26 protein-coding genes are annotated in these 20,912 nt (G+C 54.8%); 19 read left to right on the top strand and 7 right to left on the bottom strand.

From position 1 onward, the window contains the following. Positions 1 to 60: 60 nt before the first annotated feature. Positions 61 to 909 carry a M48 family metallopeptidase gene (locus tag RCI_RS03650; RefSeq protein WP_012035037.1) on the top strand — a complete coding sequence of 283 codons (849 nt, stop codon included), beginning with the start codon at positions 61 to 63 and terminating at the stop codon, positions 907 to 909. Between the two features lie 48 nt (positions 910 to 957). On the opposite strand, the gene RCI_RS17225 is transcribed toward RCI_RS03650, so the two are convergent. Continuing rightward, positions 958 to 1,701 (bottom strand): hypothetical protein, encoded by a 744-nt coding sequence (locus tag RCI_RS17225; protein WP_148266512.1) that lies wholly within the window; start codon positions 1,699 to 1,701, stop codon positions 958 to 960. A 128-nt stretch (positions 1,702 to 1,829) separates the two neighbouring features. On the opposite strand from RCI_RS17225, the gene RCI_RS16585 reads away from it, so the two are divergent. Beyond that, positions 1,830 to 2,036, top strand: coding sequence for a hypothetical protein (locus tag RCI_RS16585; protein WP_012035039.1), 207 nt, complete (start codon positions 1,830 to 1,832; stop codon positions 2,034 to 2,036). 58 nt (positions 2,037 to 2,094) lie between these two features. On the opposite strand, the gene RCI_RS17445 is transcribed toward RCI_RS16585, so the two are convergent. After that, the gene (locus RCI_RS17445) at positions 2,095 to 2,226 is read right to left on the bottom strand and encodes a hypothetical protein (protein WP_269446489.1); all 132 of its coding nucleotides are present in this window, start codon (positions 2,224 to 2,226) and stop codon (positions 2,095 to 2,097) included. A gap of 385 nt (positions 2,227 to 2,611) precedes the next feature. Here RCI_RS17445 and RCI_RS03665 point away from each other — a divergent pair, with 385 nt between their 5' ends. Next, positions 2,612 to 3,025, top strand: a complete 414-nt coding sequence (locus RCI_RS03665; RefSeq protein WP_048197985.1) for a hypothetical protein — start codon at positions 2,612 to 2,614, stop codon at positions 3,023 to 3,025. A gap of 7 nt (positions 3,026 to 3,032) precedes the next feature. Here the strand turns inward: RCI_RS03665 and albA are convergent, their stop codons facing one another. After that, the gene (gene albA / locus RCI_RS03670) at positions 3,033 to 3,323 is read right to left on the bottom strand and encodes a DNA-binding protein Alba (protein WP_012035041.1); all 291 of its coding nucleotides are present in this window, start codon (positions 3,321 to 3,323) and stop codon (positions 3,033 to 3,035) included. 169 nt (positions 3,324 to 3,492) lie between these two features. On the opposite strand from albA, the gene hisC reads away from it, so the two are divergent. From hisC to RCI_RS03685, 3 genes are read left to right on the top strand one after another with little or no spacing between them, the layout of a single operon-like run. Continuing rightward, positions 3,493 to 4,578 carry a histidinol-phosphate transaminase gene (gene hisC, locus RCI_RS03675; protein ID WP_012035042.1) on the top strand — a complete coding sequence of 362 codons (1,086 nt, stop codon included), beginning with the start codon at positions 3,493 to 3,495 and terminating at the stop codon, positions 4,576 to 4,578. Then, positions 4,575 to 5,081, top strand: a complete 507-nt coding sequence (locus RCI_RS03680; protein WP_012035043.1) for an adenylate kinase family protein — start codon at positions 4,575 to 4,577, stop codon at positions 5,079 to 5,081. The genes hisC and RCI_RS03680 overlap by 4 nt, the downstream gene beginning before the upstream one ends. Beyond that, complete coding sequence (locus tag RCI_RS03685; protein WP_012035044.1) at positions 5,078 to 5,725, top strand: CDP-alcohol phosphatidyltransferase family protein; 648 nt, start codon at positions 5,078 to 5,080, stop codon at positions 5,723 to 5,725. Before RCI_RS03680 ends, RCI_RS03685 begins: the two co-directional genes overlap by 4 nt. Before the next feature lie 456 nt (positions 5,726 to 6,181). Here the strand turns inward: RCI_RS03685 and RCI_RS03690 are convergent, their stop codons facing one another. Further along, positions 6,182 to 6,682, bottom strand: a complete 501-nt coding sequence (locus tag RCI_RS03690) for a multiprotein bridging factor aMBF1 (protein WP_012035045.1) — start codon at positions 6,680 to 6,682, stop codon at positions 6,182 to 6,184. Positions 6,683 to 6,784: 102 nt separating this feature from the next. On the opposite strand from RCI_RS03690, the gene RCI_RS03695 reads away from it, so the two are divergent. After that, positions 6,785 to 8,023, top strand: a complete 1,239-nt coding sequence (locus RCI_RS03695; RefSeq protein ID WP_048197986.1) for a proteasome-activating nucleotidase — start codon at positions 6,785 to 6,787, stop codon at positions 8,021 to 8,023. Between the two features lie 146 nt (positions 8,024 to 8,169). On the opposite strand, the gene RCI_RS03700 is transcribed toward RCI_RS03695, so the two are convergent. After that, positions 8,170 to 8,538 (bottom strand): DUF356 domain-containing protein, encoded by a 369-nt coding sequence (locus tag RCI_RS03700; protein ID WP_012035047.1) that lies wholly within the window; start codon positions 8,536 to 8,538, stop codon positions 8,170 to 8,172. Positions 8,539 to 8,684: 146 nt separating this feature from the next. Here RCI_RS03700 and RCI_RS03705 point away from each other — a divergent pair, with 146 nt between their 5' ends. The 12 genes from RCI_RS03705 (at position 8,685) to RCI_RS03760 (ending at position 18,625) form a co-directional block, all read left to right on the top strand. Further along, positions 8,685 to 9,263: an L-threonylcarbamoyladenylate synthase gene (locus tag RCI_RS03705; protein ID WP_012035048.1), complete on the top strand. Its 579-nt coding sequence runs from the start codon at positions 8,685 to 8,687 to the stop codon at positions 9,261 to 9,263. Positions 9,264 to 9,273: 10 nt separating this feature from the next. Then, positions 9,274 to 10,167, top strand: a complete 894-nt coding sequence (gene map, locus RCI_RS03710) for a type II methionyl aminopeptidase (protein ID WP_048197987.1) — start codon at positions 9,274 to 9,276, stop codon at positions 10,165 to 10,167. An 18-nt stretch (positions 10,168 to 10,185) separates the two neighbouring features. Continuing rightward, positions 10,186 to 11,112 (top strand): DNA polymerase subunit beta, encoded by a 927-nt coding sequence (locus tag RCI_RS03715; protein ID WP_012035050.1) that lies wholly within the window; start codon positions 10,186 to 10,188, stop codon positions 11,110 to 11,112. A 124-nt stretch (positions 11,113 to 11,236) separates the two neighbouring features. Continuing rightward, a complete protein-coding gene (locus tag RCI_RS03720) occupies positions 11,237 to 11,920 on the top strand; it encodes a CRISPR-associated protein Cas4 (RefSeq protein ID WP_052309898.1) in 684 nt (227 codons plus the stop codon). Positions 11,921 to 12,034: 114 nt separating this feature from the next. After that, positions 12,035 to 12,484, top strand: coding sequence for an NfeD family protein (locus RCI_RS03725; protein ID WP_231844935.1), 450 nt, complete (start codon positions 12,035 to 12,037; stop codon positions 12,482 to 12,484). Next, positions 12,472 to 13,620, top strand: a complete 1,149-nt coding sequence (locus tag RCI_RS03730) for an SPFH domain-containing protein (protein WP_048197988.1) — start codon at positions 12,472 to 12,474, stop codon at positions 13,618 to 13,620. Before RCI_RS03725 ends, RCI_RS03730 begins: the two co-directional genes overlap by 13 nt. Positions 13,621 to 13,725: 105 nt before the next feature. After that, positions 13,726 to 14,226: a peroxiredoxin family protein gene (locus RCI_RS03735; protein WP_012035054.1), complete on the top strand. Its 501-nt coding sequence runs from the start codon at positions 13,726 to 13,728 to the stop codon at positions 14,224 to 14,226. Between the two features lie 70 nt (positions 14,227 to 14,296). Then, entirely contained in the window at positions 14,297 to 14,851 is a 555-nt protein-coding gene (locus tag RCI_RS03740) for a DUF531 domain-containing protein (RefSeq protein WP_012035055.1), read from the top strand. A 792-nt stretch (positions 14,852 to 15,643) separates the two neighbouring features. Then, a complete protein-coding gene (locus RCI_RS03745; RefSeq protein WP_048197989.1) occupies positions 15,644 to 16,198 on the top strand; it encodes a hypothetical protein in 555 nt (184 codons plus the stop codon). Between the two features lie 104 nt (positions 16,199 to 16,302). Beyond that, on the top strand, positions 16,303 to 16,710 hold the full coding sequence (locus RCI_RS03750; protein WP_012035058.1) for a hypothetical protein: 408 nt from the start codon (positions 16,303 to 16,305) through the stop codon (positions 16,708 to 16,710). A gap of 96 nt (positions 16,711 to 16,806) precedes the next feature. Beyond that, the gene (locus tag RCI_RS03755) at positions 16,807 to 17,562 is read left to right on the top strand and encodes a class I SAM-dependent DNA methyltransferase (protein WP_012035059.1); all 756 of its coding nucleotides are present in this window, start codon (positions 16,807 to 16,809) and stop codon (positions 17,560 to 17,562) included. A gap of 118 nt (positions 17,563 to 17,680) precedes the next feature. Continuing rightward, a complete protein-coding gene (locus RCI_RS03760; protein WP_012035060.1) occupies positions 17,681 to 18,625 on the top strand; it encodes a polyprenyl synthetase family protein in 945 nt (314 codons plus the stop codon). 15 nt (positions 18,626 to 18,640) lie between these two features. Here the strand turns inward: RCI_RS03760 and RCI_RS03765 are convergent, their stop codons facing one another. Beyond that, on the bottom strand, positions 18,641 to 19,612 hold the full coding sequence (locus RCI_RS03765) for a prenyltransferase (protein ID WP_012035061.1): 972 nt from the start codon (positions 19,610 to 19,612) through the stop codon (positions 18,641 to 18,643). A 9-nt stretch (positions 19,613 to 19,621) separates the two neighbouring features. Continuing rightward, positions 19,622 to 20,803, bottom strand: coding sequence for a TolB family protein (locus RCI_RS03770; RefSeq protein WP_012035062.1), 1,182 nt, complete (start codon positions 20,801 to 20,803; stop codon positions 19,622 to 19,624). Positions 20,804 to 20,912 lie beyond the last annotated feature (109 nt).

The following is a 20,912-nucleotide window of genomic DNA, read 5'->3' on the forward strand; positions in this document are numbered from 1 at the left end:
CCTTATCGAGGCATACACAATTAAATAAAACTGGCATTATAGTAGATTTGGAGCCCAAAAATGGCAGCAGCAGGCGCCGATACTGAGAGGAGGCAGATCGATTTCAGGGCAGAGGGAGAGGTCGGAGAATACTTTAAAAAGCTCGTCTTTCCGGCCATCATCGTGCTACTGCTGATACTGCTGCTGGGATACGCCGGATGGACATACGGGTTCCGGTTTCTCATACCCAGGCTGATGGCCTCGTCCTTTTTTATCGCAGGCATGCTCATCGGTGCAGTGCTACAGCTGATCCTGCTGATCATCTTTACCCGGTGGCGGTTCTACAATCACGTACTTTCCCGCAGCATCAGGGCAAACGAGAAAACCCTGCAGGAAATCGACCGGATAGCCAGAGAAGCTGCAGACAGGCTCGCCATGCGCCCCCCGGGCGTCTACGTGGTGCAGGATCCGCAAATCAACGCTTATGCGCTGGGGTTCCGCCGCAAGGTGATAGTCCTGAACACCGGGCTTATCGACGTGACCAGTGATGACGAGCTGAAGTTCATCATCGGCCACGAGCTCGCCCACGTGAAATATGGCTGGTCAGTGCCCGTAAAGATCTTCGGGCTCACGATAAAGCTGCCACTGCTGCTCAGCTCTCAGCACAGGGAGTACACCTGTGACAGAGGCGGCCTCATCGCCTGCCGCAACCTGAACGCCGCCATCCTTGTCCTCGCCAGGCTGGCACTGGGAAAGCGCCTCGCCGATAAAGTCGACATCGAAAGCATGTATAAGGACAAGGATGAGGTCGAAAGAGACCGGATGTCGAAGATTTCGGAGTTCATCGCCACCCACCCGCCGATAAAAAACCGGGTTTACCAGCTCAGGCAGTTCCATGAGTCAGAGCTATACCACAAGCTCATACGGTAACAACCACAGCGTCTAATAGATTGGGCAAGCGAAAAAGAAAAAGGAGTGTTACAGCCAGTCCCGGGTCTCTTCGCCGCGGTTGATCTTCTCGGCACTCTGGTAGGCGTCGTAGATTGAGTAGAGCAGTACAAGGGCGGGGAAGAGTAGTGCAGGGGCACAGCAGATAGAGCCGATGCCACTCATCAGACTGAAGAGGACGATGCAGGCCAGAATGACCACCAGCAGGCCGTAGAAGAGCACTGCGAGCACGATACCCTTTTTGATGTGGCCGTTATATACCTGGCCGAGTCCGGGCACTACGAAAGAGAGCAATGCCGAGATCAGGGACTCCTTTTCAGCGGGCTTTCCTGCCGTGCCGGTAGCTGGCGGGGAGGCGGGAGCAGGAGTCGTTGCCGGCTCTCTGGGGGCTATTTGTGTGGGTTTAGCGGGAACTATGGCTGCGGGAGGTGCCGGTTCTGCAGGCGGGACGGGCGGCGCTGCCGGCGCTGCCGGAGCGGGAGCGGGCTTTTCCCGGGGTGGCTCGGAGGCTGGGCGTGCCGGAGGGGCGACAGGTGCCGGAGCCGGTTTGGGCGTGGGAGCCGGTGCAGGCGCAGGCTCTGCCGCAGCGGGGGCTGCCTGCTCTGTATGATCAGAGATTGACTGTGCCTGCAGGTTCTTACGCTCTTCTTCAGCGCAATCCCTGCAATAGACATGTCCTTCGAGATTAGTTGCGCATAAGGCGCAGATACCTCTGCCGCAGGCTTCGCAAGTTGCGATCGCGCCCATGCCAGGATGATTGTAACAGTTACGCATTGGCTTCCACCTCAATAAGTCCGGGACTGATTATCTGCTTAAATATTGTATGAGTATGATAAATACGTTGTGTCAGCCCCCATATGCCAGCGTCATGCTTAATATCATAAAATCAGTTAAGACTCCGTATGAAGTGGAAGCTCAGTATATGGAGTGTGACTATTCTAATATTGATGTTCATCATGGTTATCGTGCTGGTGCTAAACCTGTTCGGCATCATACAGCTCGAGACATGGGGCATATTCGGAGCTGTGGTAACAGTTTTCTGCCTCTGGCTCCTGGCCAGGCTGTTCTTCTCCGGTAAGGCTGAGGAAGAGCCGGAAGAGAAGGAATAACGGAATTATCACCTGTTACGGCGGCCTTTGAGTGACAGGCCGTGGAAATTGCCGATGGCTATTTTCTCACAAGCGACCGCAGCCGGGCAGCCAGGTAATCTCTCGCGCCGGTAAACTGGAACTCCAGCAAAAAGTATAGCATTGCAACGCAGGCAGTAGCGGCAGATACGTAAGGCACGAGCTCTTGCATGATACCTCCGTTGCCCCCAAACCTATATATAACTTGTTTGCCGTCGTCTGGCAATTATGGGCGGTTATATCCGGCCACTGTCAGGCAGCATGACGAGATCGGGAAGCGATGTTATATTTACTGTTCGCTATAAAATACATTTTTTGACGAGAAATCCCACTTTTTCCACTCAGGTATTAAAAATTTCGTAGTTAACCAGCAAAGTATTTATTATACCAGATTACATAATAAGCATTTGAGCGGGTGATTTGCCGTTTTTATAACTGCACAATCCAATCCATCCCCTACCAACCCGCTCACCCTATAAATTGGGGGTTATCCTGCTTTTCCCGGGCTCTCTTCTAAAACAATAAATATTTGTGCGCCGCCGTTGTTTCTGATATCGATGTCTGCCAGCGACGTGGCGATGACGATGGATGAGTTTGTCGCCTACTACAAGAAAAACAGGGGCCTGGTCCGGTCGGCCCGAGCATATGATGCGGCGGGCGGGCAGTGGGTGCAGGGTGAAGAGATCTTCAGGAAGAGCGGTGCCTACACACTTATCGTGATCCAGTTCAAGAACAGGCACTTCCTCAGGGTTACAGTTAAGCCGTCCCTGAAAGTGGCATACAGCCCGGAGGTATACCGTAGCGCTGCCTTCTGGGTAGACAAAGGCGTCCGCCTGACGTACGAGGAAAAAGCCTTTCTGGAGGGCATAGGCAACGAGCCAATGGCCATGGACGAAATATTAAGAGTAATCGAGCGTTCAGGCTTCCCTGGCAAAGAGGCGCTACTCAAGAAGATCAGGAAAGCCCTGTAGCTGAGCGTTAATCAGTTGCGGCCCGGGGACGCTTCAGGAAGATCTCAATAGAAGAGACGTTGATTTTCTCCCCTTTCTCGCTGGCGAGCTCTTCGGTGCTGATCTGGATCCGGTCGATCTCCACATCGGTCAGAAACCGGTGGCGGACAACCTCCGCCGTATCGACCGCCCGGGAAATCGCCCTGCCCCTGGCCTTGATGGTGACTTCTTTCGCTCCCTCGTTAAACTGAGTGACTGCGGCGAGCACGTAGTTCATGACTGGCTTGTTGCCGACGAAGATGACGTTGTCCTCGGGCATGGTAAGTTCTCCGGCTATTGTAAGTCTAAAATTAATATGAGTTGCATTAATATATAGAGCCTTCGGCTCTTGAAGGACAGGCGTTTAAGGTGCCTGCTGGCCATGCAATCTTCCAAAACACGCAAATGCTATAAACCATGACGTCTTTTCGTCTATTCGCGGTGATCAAGTGATCAGGGCCAGGCAGTCAGTCCAGGAAATAAAGGAGTACGTTGCGGGTAAGAACGTAGAGGAAGTCGCCGCTTCGTACGGCATTGACGAGAAGAGCATCATCAAGCTCGCGTCCAACGAGAGCTGCCTCGGAGCCAGCCCTCTGGCCATAGAGGCGATCCGGAAGGCGGCCTGCGACGCCCACGTCTACCCGAGCGTCGATGCTATCGAGCTCCGGGAAGCGCTGGCTATGAGACACGGAGTGCCTGTCCGCAATATCGTCTGCGGCAACGGCATGGATGCCGTGATAGAAACGCTCCTGAGAGCGTTCCTGGAGACAGGGGACGAAGTGGTCATACCGTTGCCCGCGTTCTCGTACTATGAAAATGTCACCAGGTTTTGCGGCGCCACACCCAAGTACTGCGCCCGGCGTGCCGACTTCAGCCTGGACGTGGACGCTGTGCTGAAGCAGGTCACCGACAGGACTAAGTTTATATTCATCACCTCGCCGAACAACCCGACAGGCAACCTGACCTCGCTGGCCGAGATCAGGTCGGTGGCAAACGCCGTCGACGGCATCGTGTTCGTGGACGAGGCGTACATCGACTTCTCCGGCGGAAAGACGGCGCTGGAACTCATGAAGGAGTGCGATAACATCGTCATAGGCAGGACCATGTCGAAGGCGTGGGGCCTGGCCGGGATGAGGATCGGCTACGGGTTCATGCCTGACTGGATTTTCAGAGAGTACATGAAAGTCGCCACTCCCTTCGCCCTTAGCAGGATTGCCATTGCAGCAGCGCTCGCCGCCCTGAAGGACGAGGAACACTACAACAGAACAGTCGAGACGGTAAAGGCTGAACGGCAGTTCCTTATGGAAAATGTGCCGTTCAAGGTATACCCGTCGGAGGCCAACTTCGTGCTGATTGACACAGCCCCCCTGACCTCGAAGCACGTGGTGACCGAAGCGATGAAGAGAGGCGTAATCCTCCGGGACTGTGCCTCCTTCCGGGAGATGGGCGACCGGTACGTGCGCATCACGGTAGGCACCAGAGAGCAGAACGTCAGGCTGGTCGAGGTGCTGGCGGAGATCAAGGGGAGCAGATGAAGATAGCGCTGACCGGCACTCCCGGGACTGGCAAGTCGACCGTGGCCAGGCTGGTAGATGCCGGCTTTACCGTTGTAGACGTCAACGCGATCATCAAGGACACCTATAACCAGGGTGTAGATGAGGAACGCAACTCTGCCATCGCAGACCTCGACGGGCTGAGCCGCTACGTAGAGCAGTTGCCGGGGGATTGCATCCTGGAAGGCCACGTCGCCCACCTGCTGCCGGTCGACAGGATCGTAGTCCTGAGAGCCTCCCCTGTGGTGCTGCGGAAGCGGCTGGAAGCCAGAGGCTGGAGCGCTGAGAAGATCGAGGAAAACCTGGAGGCCGAGGCGCTGGACGTGATTCTGGTCGAGGCGCTGGAGATGAGCGATAACGTTTATGAGATAGACACGACTGATAAAACGCCGACAATGGTGGCCGGCTGTGTCAGGGAAATCATCTCCGGCACCGACAATTATAAGCCGGGCTCCGTCGACTTTAGCGAGGCATATTTCTTATGACGCTGGACTCTTTACGCTCGAAATTCGTGGTGGTGACTGAGCCGTTCGTCAACCTGTTCGACGGGCTGCACATCTCGGCTAACACCGTATCCATAGCCTCGCTGGCTTTCGCAGCCCTGGCCGGCATCGCATATTACTTTTCCGCCGGGAACCCGGCGATACTTGCAGCCGCGTTGCTGCTGGTGCTGCTCAACGGCTTTTTCGACGGCCTGGACGGCGCGATAGCCCGGAAGAACGGCACCGCTTCGAAGTACGGCGACTTCCTGGACCACGTGATTGACCGGTATGCCGACGTCTTCATGATCTGCGGCATCTTCCTGGGCGGCTACCTGCGATCCGACCTCGGCGCCATGGTCATCGTCGGCGTACTGCTCGCCAGCTACCTCGGCACCCAGGCCCAGGCCGTCGGCGTCGGCAGAGTCTACGGCGGCATCATGGGAAGGGCGGACAGGATGATCCTCATCATCGTGGCAACCTGCCTGCAGCTCGTCTATCCCACGGAAGTCGGGGCATACGGGATACAGTTCACCATTCTTGGCTGGGCTTTGCTGATCATCGGCGTATTAAGCCATGTGACGGCTTTCCAGCGGATCTGGTATACCAGAAAGCAGCTGCTGAGCGGCGAAAATGGGAAGAAGAACTAAATCGAACGCTGGGTCGTGCTGGCCACCATTACAGGGATACTCGTAAACAGTTGTCTCTGTGTTGGTGAACGTACACGAACGCTGCGCTGTGCTAATCCACACAGATGCCACAGATTACGATTGATTCCACAGATTCCCCTTCTGAATCCACAGAGTAATACTCGATAGCACAGAAGGAATACGCTAATACTATTAGATTACAGTGAGCAATCGTAGAAGTATTCGATCAGAATATTTTTTGGTTATCGGTACAATCGGTCGTAATCTGTAGCATCTGTTTCAATCCGTGGAATCTGTGAGGATTGGCACAGCGCAGCGTTCGTCTTGCAGTCTCACATACCCAAGCAATAAGAGAACGCACAGCGCAGCGTTCATATTACAGAGTCGCTGATCTTTTACAATGTTTGGATAAGGTTACGTTTAAAATGAGTATAAAAGAAAGGCAAGCGCGAACGCTCACCTCTTATCTTTTTTCACCTTGATCAGATCGCCCAGGGTCATGACCCTGCTCTCGCCCTTGCGCTGGCCTTTTTCGGCTTCGGCCACGCCTTCCGTCAGCTTGATGTCGAGCTCGCGCTCCAGCTTCTTCACGAGAGCGTCTTCCGGTGCAAGCTCACCGCGTTCAACCTTGCGGATGATGTTGACCTTCGTGCCGGTCTTCGCCGCCAGTTCCTCGTCGGTCATGTGGCGTGCTTCACGGGCACTCTTAATTTTGCCCGCGTAATCTTCGACCAGCTCATCCTTGATCTTGTCAAAGAGGTCGCTGCGAGTTCTCCGGGTGGCCGGCTGAGTGCCATAAGCGCCAGGGGCACCGGGGCGGGCACCGGAAGCGCCGCCAGGCCGGGAAACTTCCTTACCCAGGCCCTTACATTTTTCACAAGCATCAAGCTCCGCCCGATCCACGATGATACGGTAGGATCTGCCGCGAATTTCGGCCCCACATATTTCACATTGCATACGTATCTGGATAATACTGACATGTTTTCATCAATAAATCTTTCCGATAAGTCCGTAAGTTAAGCATATATACCAAGAAAATCAACTTTGCAAACGATACTTATGGCGGAAGGATCTGGCCTCGACTTTACTGGAGAAGTGCCTCTGAGCGACTTTTCTAAGTACCTGCTTGACAGGGTGAAGCAGCTGGAAGAACGAAATGTCCGCTTAAAGGAGGAATACAGGAAGATCGAGCTGGAAAAGAAGTCGGTCGAGAACAAGAAGGTACAGTACGAGCGCGAGATCCGGAAGCTCACGTCGGAGCTGGACAGGCTCAAGACTCCTCCGCTCATCGTCGGTACCATACTGGATGTCATGGCCAACGGTAAAATGATCATCAAATCCTCGACCGGGCCAAAATTCGTGGTTAACTCTTCCCAGTTCATCAACTCTAAAGAGGTCTACCCGGGCGCCAAAGTCGCCCTGAACCAGCAGTCCCTCGCCGTGATCGAGGTGCTGCCCACGGTTAAGGACCCCTCCGTACTGGGCATGGAGGTAGTCGACTCTCCCGAAATAGACTACCAGAGCATCGGAGGCCTGGAAGCCCAGATCAACGAGCTGAAGGAGACGGTCGAGCTGCCGCTCCTCAAGCCCGAGCTCTTCCAGAAGGTCGGTATCGAGCCGCCCAAGGGCGTACTGCTCTACGGGCCTCCAGGAACCGGCAAGACTTTGCTTGCCAAAGCCGTAGCAAACCGGACTAAGGCTACGTTCATCAGGATCATCGGCTCTGAGCTAGTGCAGAAGTACATCGGCGAAGGAGCGAGAATGGTCAGGGAGCTCTTCGAGCTGGCGAAGGAGAAATCGCCATCCATCATCTTCATCGACGAGATCGATTCCATCGGCGCCAAGAGGCTCGACAGCATCACCTCTGGCGACCGGGAAGTCCAGCGCACGCTCGTCCAGCTGCTCGCTGAGATGGACGGCTTCGACCCGAGAGGTAATGTCCGTATCCTGGCGGCCACCAACAGGCCGGACATCCTGGACCCGGCACTGTTGAGGCCGGGCCGGTTCGACCGCATGATCAAAGTACCCATGCCCACCGCTGAGGCCAGGGAGCAGATCCTCAAGATCCACGCCCGCAAGATGAACCTCGCGGACGACGTGGACCTCAGGAAGATCGCCCTCATCACGGACGAGTCCAGCGGCGCCGATCTCTCCGCCATCGTCATGGAGGCCGGCATGTTCGCCATCCGCAACAACCGCGACGTAGTGGACTCCTCAGACTTCAACGCGGCAGTTGCCAAAGTCATGGGCGAGCGAAACCGGAGCATGGCACAGGAAAGCGGTGTTATGTTTGCTTAGTTTTAGATGAGTGTCGGGGAACCTTTCACAAAAGTTACCCCGTACACTGATTCCTTTAAAGAATTGTGCTCATTGCCTAAATTATGGGCAATGGGTATAGCCTACCCTACACCTGATAAAAAACGAGAAAACCGTTTTCCGCCGATCTATTGTACCTTTTTCTGAATCACGGGCGCCACATAGTCCTTAAGATCAGGAAGCCTGGTAATGCAATCTGTGATCTTGCTGTAGACGTCGTGGCGGGAACTGACGATGATTACGTGAGCGGGAGGGTGTATCCGGCCCAGCACGTCGATCGCGACCCCGGGGTCGTCGTTGAGAGACACGAGGGCGGCTGCCCTGCATGACTTTTTCAGCGGCACTTTCATGACGTTTACCAGGATCTTGTCTGCTGATGCAGGTTTCAGCTCTTTCGGCGCTATCGCAAAAGTCAGTCCGCCATGCCTCTGCAGATCTGAGATTGCAGTATTCAGCTTGGTCTGGTCATCGGCCCTTATTACTGCAAAAGACTCCATTTTTACCCCTTGCTTAAAGATACCAGATGTATTGTTATAAAGTATAATAAACGTATCTATTGCAAAGCAATCATTTTGATACTATGCTCTCGACAGCCGGGCGTAAACTGGAAAACCTATATAGCGCTCGCTTCCCATGTAATCTTATGCGTAGAGGGACCGACATAGGCCTTGCAGCGGACATCATCCTGAAGGGTGGCGTCATCGCGTACCCTACCGAGACAGTCTACGGTATTGGTGCGCTGGCTACGGACGTGAAGGCGATATCACGAGTATTCAAAGTCAAACGGCGCCCCGAGTCCATGCCGCTCTCAATCGCGGTCTCCAGCATAGAAATGTTGCAGGAAGTAGCGGAAATCGTGCACCCTGACTTTATCGAAAAGTTCCTGCCAGGGCCTGTGACCGTGATCCTGAGAAAAAAGCCGGTACTGCCGGATTCTCTGACTGCGGGGTCGGATTACGTCGGCATCAGGTTCCCTGACCACCCGGTTGCCCTGGACTTGATTAGGAGGACCGGGCCTATTGTCTCTACCAGCGCCAACCTGCACGGAGAGCCGGACCCGGTCACCGCCGACGAGGTCACGGTCGAAGTGGACTACCTGCTGGAAGGGGGAAGAGCGAAGTATGCAGGCTCTTCAACGATAGTGGACCTCCGGGAGTATAAGGTTCTGAGAAAAGGCGCCATGTACGACGAAGTCGAAGAATACATGCGAAAGACCGGATAGGAGTGCTAAAATGATAGCAGGGATGGCGGCGGACGAGCTTAAGGCCTGCCTGAAGGCGGGCGAGATCGTCAGATCGCTCAAATGCAGTGCGACTGCAAAAATCAGGGCGGGCGCCAGGCTGATCGACCTCGCCACCTTCGTGGAAGAGGAGACTGTCAGGATGGGCGGAAGGCCCGCGTTCCCTTGCAACATTTCAGTTAACGCCATCGCCTCCCACTACACGCCTTCCCCCGGGTGTTCCAGAACACTGGAGAACGGTGATGTCGTGAAGATAGATCTGGGCGCAATCGTGGATGGGTATATTGCGGATTCCGCCTTTACCGCAGAAGTGGGGACGTCCGCGCATAGAGATCTGATCGACTCCACAAATTCGGCGCTGTCCGCGGCGATCGAAATAGTGCGCCCTGGCGTGACCACTTCAGAAATCGGCAGGGCGATTAATGCAGTCGCCTCCTCCCGCGGGCTCAGAGTACTGAGGGACCTGTACGGCCATAACATGAGCCGAAACTGCCTGCACGGAGGCCTGACCATTCCGAACTACGACGACGGCTCCGCCCGAAAGATCAGAGAAGGCGACATCCTGGCGATCGAGCCGTTCCTGACTCCGGGCAGCGGGGAGATTTCGAGGAACCCGGGAGGCAACATCTTCCAGGCAATCCGCCGGGACGCCTTTTACGCAACGGGAGCCGAAGAGAAAGAGTTGCTGCGCCGTCTCAACCGGGACTATGGGGGCTTTCCGTTTACATCTCGATGGCTGGGAGCAGAAACAGGTGCACTGCAGGGGCTGATCAGGTCGGCAGCAGTAAGAGAGTACCCCCTGCTGATCGAGAAGGACGGCGAGCCGGTGGCGCAGGCTGAACATACGCTGATCGTCACCCGGGACGGCTGTAAGATCATTACTTGAACATCAGATGGTGAAGAGATGAGGCCAAGGTTAAGAGATTTCATCGAGACTAAGGAAGGCTGGATATTTTCAGTTGTCGACTACCATAACGAAGATGGCGTTCACTGCCTGCTCCGGTATCTTCCGGGACGCCCGGACGGCGAGAGGGAGCGGAACGGCGTTCGCTACAAGAAAATGGGCTTCGACGAAGCCTACGAGTTCATCCGGAAAGAAAAGCCGGAGTGGATCAAAGGCGTCATGGTGGTGCCGTACGAGCACGTCTACAAGCTATATCAGCCTCACGAAGGCCTGCTGAGCATAGTTGCCACCGATTCGAGGGTGAAGAAGATGGTCGAGGCCCTTTCCGCAGTGGAGTTCTGCGATATGGGCATTACCGGGTCAAAGCTGGTCGGCCTCGGGGCGGAAACCTCTGATGTAGACTTTATTGTTTACGGTAACAGCTGGTACAAGGCGAGGGATGAGCTGCAGAAAGCCATCGCCGAAGGCCGCATCGAAGGTATCGACGAGGCGGGATGGAAGAAGATCTACGCCAAGCGCAAGCCTGAGCTGACCTTTGAAGAGTTCTACCTGCACGAGCGGAGAAAAGGAAACCGGTGCCTGCTAGACGGCGCGCTTACGGATCTGCTGTACGTCAGGGACTACGATCAGATAGGTCCGGCACTGCCGGTCGGCAAAGACCTGGGCATGAGGACTATTACGGCAACTGTGACGGATGACGAGTTCGCATACGATAGCCCCGCCATCTACAAAGTAGACCACCCCGAGATATCAATGGTGCTCTCTTACACACACACCTATGCAGGGCAGGTCAGGAAAGGCGAAGTCTTAGAGGCCAGAGGCAGGCTGGAAGAGTCCGCCACAGGTAAAGTGCTCGTCATAGGGACTTCGAGAGAGCCGAAGGGAGAGTGGATCAAATCGCTCACACTGCTGGAGCAGTCCCGATAATTTTTTATTTTCGAAGCCATAAGCTAATTATGTGCAATATAGTGAAAGTAAGTATATACGTGTCTCTGACATCTCTTCTTATCTAATATGCCCACGCCTGGCATACTTCAGGAATAAAGAGCCTGTGGAAGGGTTTACGGCAGAGACAGTCAGGAGCGACTTGCTCAGAGAAATTTCAATATCGCTGCATTCGGCATACTCATCGGCAGAGCCTCAAAAAGCCCTGGAACAGATATACGAAAGGGCCTGTGAGGATCTTGCCATTGTATATGGGCTGGCCGGCGAAAAGATCCGGAAGAGGAGTCCGGTCAATATAGATCGCATCCTGGCAGGGCTGCAAGCAGAGTCTGCCCGGCTGGGCAGAGAAAAGCTATCCATGCTGCTGAAATCCGAAGCGGTCAGGCTGAGCCATCGCTCAGATAAGCTCCGGCTATCGGGCGCTGTAGACAGGATAGTGGCAATAGACGGCCGTTTGCGGCCGGTGGTCATATCAGCTTCACAGCCCCCGGAAAACGGCATCTACGGGTCGGACCGGATCAGGCTGGCAGCGTATTCAATGCTCGTCTCAGACCGGTTCGGCTGTGAAGCAGACTCAGGGTTTGTCGAGTACATGGGCGGCTGGTGTATCAGAGAAGCTGAAATTCGCCCGGGGGACAGGCGAGAAGCGCTGTCGGTCAGGCGACGCATTGAGGAAAGCAGGACGGCGATGCCTGACGCCCGCAGGGGCAGGTGGTGCCATAAGTGCAGCTACAAAGAAAGGTGTACCGCCCGCGTCTCGTTCCTCGACAGCCTGTTCGGGAACGGGTAGCCGGCTGGTAGTCAGGAGTTCTCACGTACTATATAGATTACTTACACAACCGATAAATAAGAACGGCCACATAAATAGAAAGTGATCGATATGGACAGCATTTTTGGCTGGTTAATGCTAATCGTAGGTGCTCTACTATTAGTAGTAGAGGCGCTGACCCCCGGCTTTTTCGTGGCGGTGCCCGCCACGATTTTGATAGTGATGGGGCTGCTGGTTGTGCTGGCACCCGGACTGCTGACGTTCCCGTGGGGCCTGATCATCTTTGCCTTAGTGACTATTGTGGTGAGCATAGCAACCATCCTCTTCTACAGGAGGCTGGCGCCGGGCCATAAGCCGATCGTCACCGGCGAAGACTCGCTCGCCGGCAAAACAGGCGAGGTCATCAGGGATGTAGTTCCCGGAAGCATCGACGGCAAAGTGAAAGTGGATGAGCAGATCTGGAGCGCCACGTCAGCCGAAAAGATCGAGGCCGGGCAGCGGGTGAGAGTCATTCGCGCCGAAGGCGTACATATCATCGTCTGTAGACTAACCGACGTTACGGAGGGAGGAGAATGCAAGAAATAACTTCAATCGGCGGATCATTGCTGTGCATAGGCGTGATCATCGTCGCAGCTATCGTGTTCGTCCTGATATCGGGTATCAGGATCATCCAGCCCTATCAGCAGGGCTTACAGATCAGGCTGGGCCAGTACATTGGCCGGCTTAACCCGGGTTTCAACTGGGTCGTGCCTCTGATCACCACTGTGATCAAGATGGACTTGAGAACGCAGGTGCTGGACATCCCGAAGCAGGAAGTCATCACCAAAGATAACTCGCCCACGAATGTGGACGCCATCATCTACATCAAGGTAATCAACCCTGAGAAAGCTTACTTTGAAGTGACCAGCTATCACATGGCGACGATCGCCCTGGCGCAGACCACGCTCAGGAGCGTCATTGGTGATATGGAGCTTGACGAAGTCCTGTATAACAGAGACAGGATCAACGGCCGGCTCAGAGACATCCTGGACAAGGCTACCGACCCATGGGGTGTAAAGATCGAGGCCGTGGAGATCAGGGAAGTAGATCCGATCGGCACGGTCAAGGCAGCCATGGAAGAGCAGACCTCTGCAGAGAGGCGCAGGCGTGCGGCCATCCTGCTGGCAGACGGTAACAAGCGCTCGGCCATTCTGGAAGCCGAAGGTGCGAAGCAGGCCATGATTCTAAGGGCAGAAGGCTCCAGGCAGTCCAAGATCCTCGAAGCAGAGGGTACCAGGGTATCCCGCATCCTCGAGATGCAGGGCCAGGCCCAGGCCCTGAGGCTGATGGCGCTCGGCTCTGCGCCGCTGGACAAGAAGGCCATAACCGTGCTCTCACTGGACACGCTGGCGAAGATGTCCAACGGGCAGGCGACCAAGATCATCTTCCCGTTCGAGATCTCCAAAGTCATCGAGCAGTCCGCAAAATACCTGGGCGCCACCGAGGAGACCGTGGGCGAGCTCGGCAAGCCGACGGACGTCAACAGCCTCGTAGGCCAGCCTGACGACGTGCTGGGCAAGATCCCCAACCCGGACGAGCTAAGAGCGGAAGTGGCGACCATCGAGGATCAGCTGAAGAAAGACCTCGAAGACACGGCCACCACGGCCACCAGCCTGAAAAAGAAAATGCCGGACGCCCAGCATGATGTAGTACACCATGACGCGGGCCCTGACTTAAAATAAGGCGGCTGTTGCCGCCTTTAATTTTTTAATCCGCCTGCCATCAAGAGCCCGGGCGTGTTTTTTACAAGTGACAGTTTTCTGCACACGAGGCCATGATCTATCGGCATGTACGAGCGGATTTATGCGGCGGTGGATACGAGAGCGCCGGGTTTTAGTCTAAAAGACGAGAATGGCAGAGAAATTTCCCTGGACGTTTTCAGAAAGGGCAAAAAGCTGGTCCTGGCCTTTGTCAGAGGAGTAGACGACGCCCATACCGGAGAGCAGCTGGACTACCTGAAGGACGACTACGAGCGTTTCATGCTCCGCGGGGCAGATGTCCTTGCAGTATCCGATGGCAGTATCAGCGTTAACAAGGCTTTACACGACTCGCATAAGCTGCCGTTCCACATCTTAAGCGATCCCGACTGTACGGTCATCAAAGCCTACGGCCTGTACAACCAGTACGACAAGCTCATCGGCCCGGCGGTTTTTGTGCTGAATGAAGCCGGAGTCATACTCTTCAGGTACGAGGGTAAAAATCCCTCGGACATCGTAGAGGATGAGGAGATCATCAAAGTCCTGGAAGGCGACACCCAGTCCCGGCCCGGATGGCCGGAGAAAGGTTAAGACTGCAAGCCTTAAGGCTCCGATATCAAAAAGCTTTTCATGCCACAGCCCTTATTTTCCCCTGTTTACCATGCTGACGCTCGGGCTTTACAATACTTACGACCGGAACAAGGTCGTGGAAGCGCATTACAGGGGCATTGCCAGAGGCGCTCCAATCGCCTACGCTTTCGGCTTTAACCTGGCGCTGGTGGGCTTTCCCTACGATTTCGAGAAGCAGGAGCTGGTCGATTTTGTCAGGGACAATACAACGATAGGCGAATCCGGGGCGTATCTTCAGAAGCTCCACGATGAAAAGCGGCTTTACGTGATGGACATCCCTCAGAAGGGGTTTCCTGCGCAGTTCGGCTCCCTGGTCGTGACCTCCAGCCACGGGGACAAGAAAAAAGCCGTATCCTCCCGGGAAGTCGCAGACATGATGGCGAGAAACAAGCCGCTCTTTATCCTGATCGGACTGGGGCGCAAGGGGCTTCCTAAAGAGTATTTTGAGATGGCCCCGTATCATCTTGACATTACCGATGGCAAAGGCGTTTCTTTCGAGACCTGCACAGCCATCGGGGCAATAGCTGCGCGGCTATATACGCTGGCTGAGCAGCAGAAGATGGCCGGAAGTCGGAAGGATAGATAAAAGTTCCATTGCCCGGATATATGTGGATATCGTCGGCGCCGGGCCGCCTTGTATTTAGTTCGCAAAGGCGCAGGGGCGCAAGGGCGCAAAGTCTGATCAGAAAACCTTTGCGCCCTTGCGCCTCTGCGCCGAAGCGACCGAAGGGTCGAACCGTGTTGATTGCGAATTAAAACCGAGGCCTCCAGGGGCCGAGCCAGTCCAATTTTTTATGTCCCCTACTTGAAAACCCACTTTTCATAAACGAGTAATTCCTAAAACTTTTTGAAGAGTTCCTGAGCCGGGATGTTCGCCTTTTGAACGCCTGCGAATGCAGGCGTTCTCAAGGCGATTCCTGACAGCCGATTTTCCCTCTCCAATCCTCCGGCCCCTCACCGTCCTCCTCTCAGACCTCCAGACCTCTCTGACCTCCCAGCTTGAAAAGTCTCCCGGACCTCCGGGCACTCCCCAACCATCCATTTGCCGGATATGTGTGCGCAAGCCGGACAACAGGGAGGTTTCGGAGGCGCCGGAGATCAGAGAGAACGATCTCAGGGTGAGGTCAGAGAGGTCAAGAGGTCAGAGGGGAGGATAGTGAGGAACTGGAGGCCGGGGAGGATCTGAATGACGAATATCCAAAAGTTACAGTAAAATCTCCCTGAATTCACCTGTGCTGCAACCAGCATATTTGCCCATATCTACCAAATATTCTGTAAGTATGGCCAAATAATTTTTTAATTAGAAATTTGTAACAAAACATATAAATTCGACAGCACCCAATCTTTGATCGTGTGGGGGTACTTCACAGGTGATACCATGGATTACCCCAGGGTTAACGGAAACGCGAGTCACTACAGCCAGGGGTTCGCTTTCCTCATCAAAATAGCCGCGCTGATAGTCGCGATCTGGCTCTTAAATGTGCTATTCGTAGCCACTCATGAGGCGGGGCACGCAACACTGGCTACGCTGTTCGGAGCAAAGGTCTTCGACGTGTCCGTAAGCCCGCTGGGCATAGCTGGAGCCACGACACACACAGTGCTACCGCAGCAGTACCAGGCCGAACTGGTTCTCGCTGGAGGTGCGATCTTTACTACAGCAGCTATTATCCTGGCGTACCTGGTCAGGCTGGACATTGCTGTGTATGTGCTGTCCCTGAGAACGGTGGAGAGCCTGATCAACTATTCCCCGGGAGCAGATATGGCCACGTTATTCAGCACCATGGGCTTCAATACGCTACTCCTCTCAGGAGTGCTAATCCTTACGATTATCCTCGTAGTAGCATCTACGTTCCATAGACGCTACACAGCCAGCAAACCAGTCGATGCGCTGACCGGGCACAAGACCCCCGTGGACCCCACAGCCACGGCGTAAGCCGGTCAGCCGCATCTTATTTTTAGCGGTAACTTTATGGGCACCGCAACTGCTATATCAAGGACTGCGCCCATATACACTGATCTTACAGGCAGTGATGATCTATGCCCCGAACACGCGTGACCCGTGACACATGGACCGCTCTGGCCAGAGCTTTTCTGATAGCAGTGCTCATGGCTCTTGTCATGATGCTGATGGCTTTTGGCTTCGTGTATCTGCTAAACCCCGGGGCGTCGCTCCCGATTTCTGCGGCCGTCATGCTGCTGGCCTTCGCGCTTGCCTTTATCGCTGCCGCTGTGCTTCTTCAGCGCACCGGAGCCGGGCAGACCACTGCAATTATTGGAGGCGCAGCCATAGCCATGGGCTTTACGATCTTTGTCGTGACCCTGTGCACCGGAGTCCTTTATCTGCAGAGCGGTGCTGCCGCCGTGGAAACCGACACGATGGTGGGCGGCTTTGCGATTGCCCTGGTGGCGAGCGTGATCATCAACCAGCTGACGCTTAAGCTGTAGTTTTAGAAGCGCGGCGTGTTGCCATATTAGATATAGCAGGCAGCCCGTGACTTTTTTCGCCACGCTATTAATTCCCGTAAAGCCTCAAAGGGTATAATGGACTCCTATACAGGCTTCGCGGAGCGCTTCGATCTGCTGATAGACTGGGATCGCAGGCGAAAGCGGGAAGAGACATTTTTCAGGCGGGTGCTTCCCGAAAAGGCTAAGTCCGTGCTAGACTGCCACTGCGGGACTGGCTTTCACTGCGCTATGCTCAGCGAAATGGGATATTATACAGAAGGGGTCGACTGTTCTGAGGATATGCTCAGAGTTGCGGTGAGGAACCTGGAAGCCAGAGGCCTCTCTGTCAGGCTTCACAAGGCAGATGTCAAAGAGATGCAATCTGTGCTGGACAGGAAGTTCGACTGCGTGCTCTCCATGGGCAACTCTCTTCCCCACGAGCCTACAGACGACTGCCTGCTGAAAGCCCTGGCCAGCATGAGGCAGGCGCTGGTGCCCGGCGGCATCTGCATCATCCACATGGAGGACTATGATGCCCTCTACAAAGACCATGATCGCTTCATCCCGTCCACTTACAGGAGACACCAGAACGGCGCTGAGGCCTTCATTTTTGCCATCGACTACTTCCAGGACCAGGTGGTATTTAACATCCTCTCGATCATAGAGCGGGAAGGAAATGCAGAATTCCACGCAGACGTAGTGAAGTATAACCCGGTCTCCGTGAAAAAGATGGAGCGGCTGATACAGGAAGCGGGGTTTACAGACCTCGCCATATACTGCGATTTCAGGCTCACTCCCCATGGCATGCGGGAATCTTACGACGTCATCTTCGTAGCATATGCGCCTGCTTAAGATGAAATAGGTAACAGGTGGAATAGCCTGGCCCGAGTTATATATTATTTTTCGGCGTCTGCAAGCCGATCTAAAGCAAACTATTATATCTTGTGTGCGTTCTTAAGTGATAGGTAATATGAGGGGATCTTCCGTCGACATAGAAAAGGTGCTTGAGAGCAGAGCGACGTTGATTGACAAAGAGATGGGGCTGCTGTCCTTTGTCATTGAGCCCCCCGAGCTCGCGGAGGTCGTCAGGTACGCCCTGTGCCAGAAGGGTAAGAAGATCCGTGCCTCGCTCCTCACTATAGCCTGCGAAGCAGTAGGAGGAAACATCGCTCAGGCGATGGTCCCGGCAGCCGTGGTGGAGATGATCCATAACACCTCTCTGGTGCTCGATGACGTGATCGACAACGCCGAGACCCGGCGCGGCCGATCCACGATCAACCACCGCTGGGGCAATAACATGGCCCTCATCGCCTGCGATGCCCTGTTAGCGCTCACCATCAGGCAGGCTTCAAAAAGCAGCGTGAATATGACGAACGCGATCATAGAGTGCGCTGCAAACTCCATGTTGAGCCTTGCAGAGGGCGAAGCGCTCGAGCTTGTAGGCAAGGACTACACACTTAAGGATTACTATAAGATCGCAGAGCGCAAGACAGCATCGCTGTTCAGCGCCTCGGCAGAGATCGGCGCCCTTGTCGGAGGCGGCACTAGCAAAGAGGTCAAATCGCTCAGAGAATATGGGACCAGCATAGGTATCGCATTCCAGATCAGGGACGATATTCTCGACGTTACCTCCAGCAACGACTCGCTGGGCAAACCTACTCTCATTGACCTCAAGATGGACAGGCCCACGGTGATTATGCTGCTGGCCCACGAAGAAGGGCTGACCCGGGAGAAAATGCTGGCGATGAGCAGAGAGGACCTCCAGGAAGTGCTAAAGCCATCCGTAGCCAGGGCGGAAATGCTCGCCAGAGAGCAGATCGACAAGGCCAGGCGCCAGCTAGAGTCCGTAAGGGCAGGGCCTTCCCGAGACTTATTGTTCGCGCTGAGCGATTACGTGCTCGCCCGAGGGAAATAATAGCTTTTTTCTTTATTAAAAGCGGATAATGTAAGCGAGCACCAGGATGATGCTGGCCAGAATATATACGTTACTGGTTGCCCGCAGGTAAGGGAGTAGCTTTTTAGCCTCGGCGTTGTACCGTAAGAGCCCGGTGGCAGCGTATGCGGAGGCAGGCAGCAGAAGCAGAATGATGGCTGCCAGCCATGGAATAATTCCGGCGAGCATGGCGAAGATGAGCGATCCGTAGGCTGCCGCCTGCATGATGAGGTACAGGTAGGAGGCATTCTTCGTGCCCAGCCGCACCACGAGGTTCTTTTTTCCGACCTGGCGGTCCGCTTCGTAGTCGGGGAACTCGAAGATGTACATTGCAGCCATGTTGAAAAAAGCTACCGGCAGTGATGCGACAACGCAAATTACGAGCGCGGGGTAGATGCTGATGAGTTCCGGGATCGATGTCACGGGCACCTGGACGAAAAAGGCGCCCAGGACTATCAGAGGCGTTGCAGCCAGACGGGCAATCTCGCCCAGCCCCCGGTAGCACAGCTTGAACGGAGGAGCAGTATAGGCCACGCCCAGGCACACCCCGGCGAAGCCGATGAGGAGGATGGCAGGGCCTCTGGCAAGGACGATGAGCAGCCCTATGATAATGCATAGTGCAAAACAGCCAGTGCCCACGATCAGCACGTGCCAGGGCTTTAGCGCTTTCTCCGGGAGCAGTCCGCTGCCGCCGCTGTAGGGAGCCCTCGCCTGGTTCAGGATATCGGTGCCACTCCGGAAATCGAAGTAGTCGTTGATTATGATGGTGCCCGAGTGGAGCAGTAGCATGGCGATTATGGAGAGCAGAAAATACCCGAGGCTGAAGCTGGCAGGATAGTACATGTAGGCTATGGCAGCACCCAGCAGCACGGGCAAGGATACGAACAGCAGGAACCGGTACCTGAATTCCCGGAGCCATGCACCTATGTCGATCATCGATAGACCATGCTTCTTTCTGCCTGCCTGCATGCGAGAGCCTCAACTAACCTTTATGGTGTAGATATCCCAGTTCCCCGTAGGGCTGTTCCGGTTGTCCATGTATATGATAGTATCGCCGTAGATCTGGGGGCTCATCTGATCGTGAGGCTCGTTCGTGATCTGCGTTTCCTTGCCTGTGGACAGGTCGAACATGTAGATGTCCCAGTTACCGGCCCGGTTATCGTCGTAAACGATCCTGCTGCCGGAAATGTCGGCGCTGTACTGCCGGCCGATAGCAACTATCTTGCGTGTCTGGCCAGAAGCGATATCGTACAGGTAGATGTGATGGTCCGCCCCATTATGGTACACGACTACCCCGTCGGAGATCCTGGGGTGATCGCAGTTATCCGTGCTGATAGTCTGGCTTTTCCCACTTTTGATATCGTGGAGGATGATTTCTTTCTTAGTGCCGTCTATGGTCCACCAGACGAGGTAATTGCCTTCTCCCCTCGGCTCATGAGGCTCTGCGATGTCGACCGCCCACATACTATCGATACCGTCTGACATCCGGTGAGCGTAGAGGCTGAAGATGTGGATCCGGCCCAGCACCTCATTGGTGCCGCCCTCATCACCCGTATAGATCACGTAATCGTCGAAGATGCTCGGGAACGCGCGGGGGAACTGTTTCGAGGGGGTAATCGTCTCAGAGCTCTTACGGTCTATATCGTAGAGCTTGATGCTTGAGTCGCCGAGGTCCAGCAGGGCTACCTTACCCTGCCCTATGGCTCCGTACGAACGAACGTTGCCGCTGGCGATGACAGTGTCAGACAGCGACTTTACGTCGTAGAGGTGAACCTTATAGTTATTCTCACTGACTCTCTCGTCATAGACGACGTAGCGGCCCCAGATTCCGGGAGGCATGACGATTTTCACCTCGTCGGTGATCCTTGTATCATACTGGTAGTCGACGACGGGAGGGACTTCAGTAGGTTCTGCAGTTGGGCTGACTGTTAACCAGTCGTATGGTAACGGCGTCGGCGTCGGAGTAATCACAGGTGTAGGCGTGATGACCACGGTAGGTGACGGCACCGGAGTGGTAATGTCCGGGCTATCCGACGGCGGAAAGAGGTAGCCGTAAAGGAAGTAGGCGCAGCCGCCGAGGATGATCAGCAGCACGGCAAGCACGCCGAAAAACATGACTTTGGCAACTATACTATCTTCAGGCGGCTCTGACGGACCCATGATACATACCCTTTTCAAAACAATGGTTTAGCCCATTGCATATATACGTGACGGCATCATCCTTTAAGGGGCTTTTGGTGCCCCTTCGGGGCAAAAATATTCAGGAAAG

It is taken from the genome of Methanocella arvoryzae MRE50 (assembly GCF_000063445.1).
Taxonomy (GTDB): Archaea; Halobacteriota; Methanocellia; order Methanocellales; family Methanocellaceae; genus Methanocella_A; species Methanocella_A arvoryzae.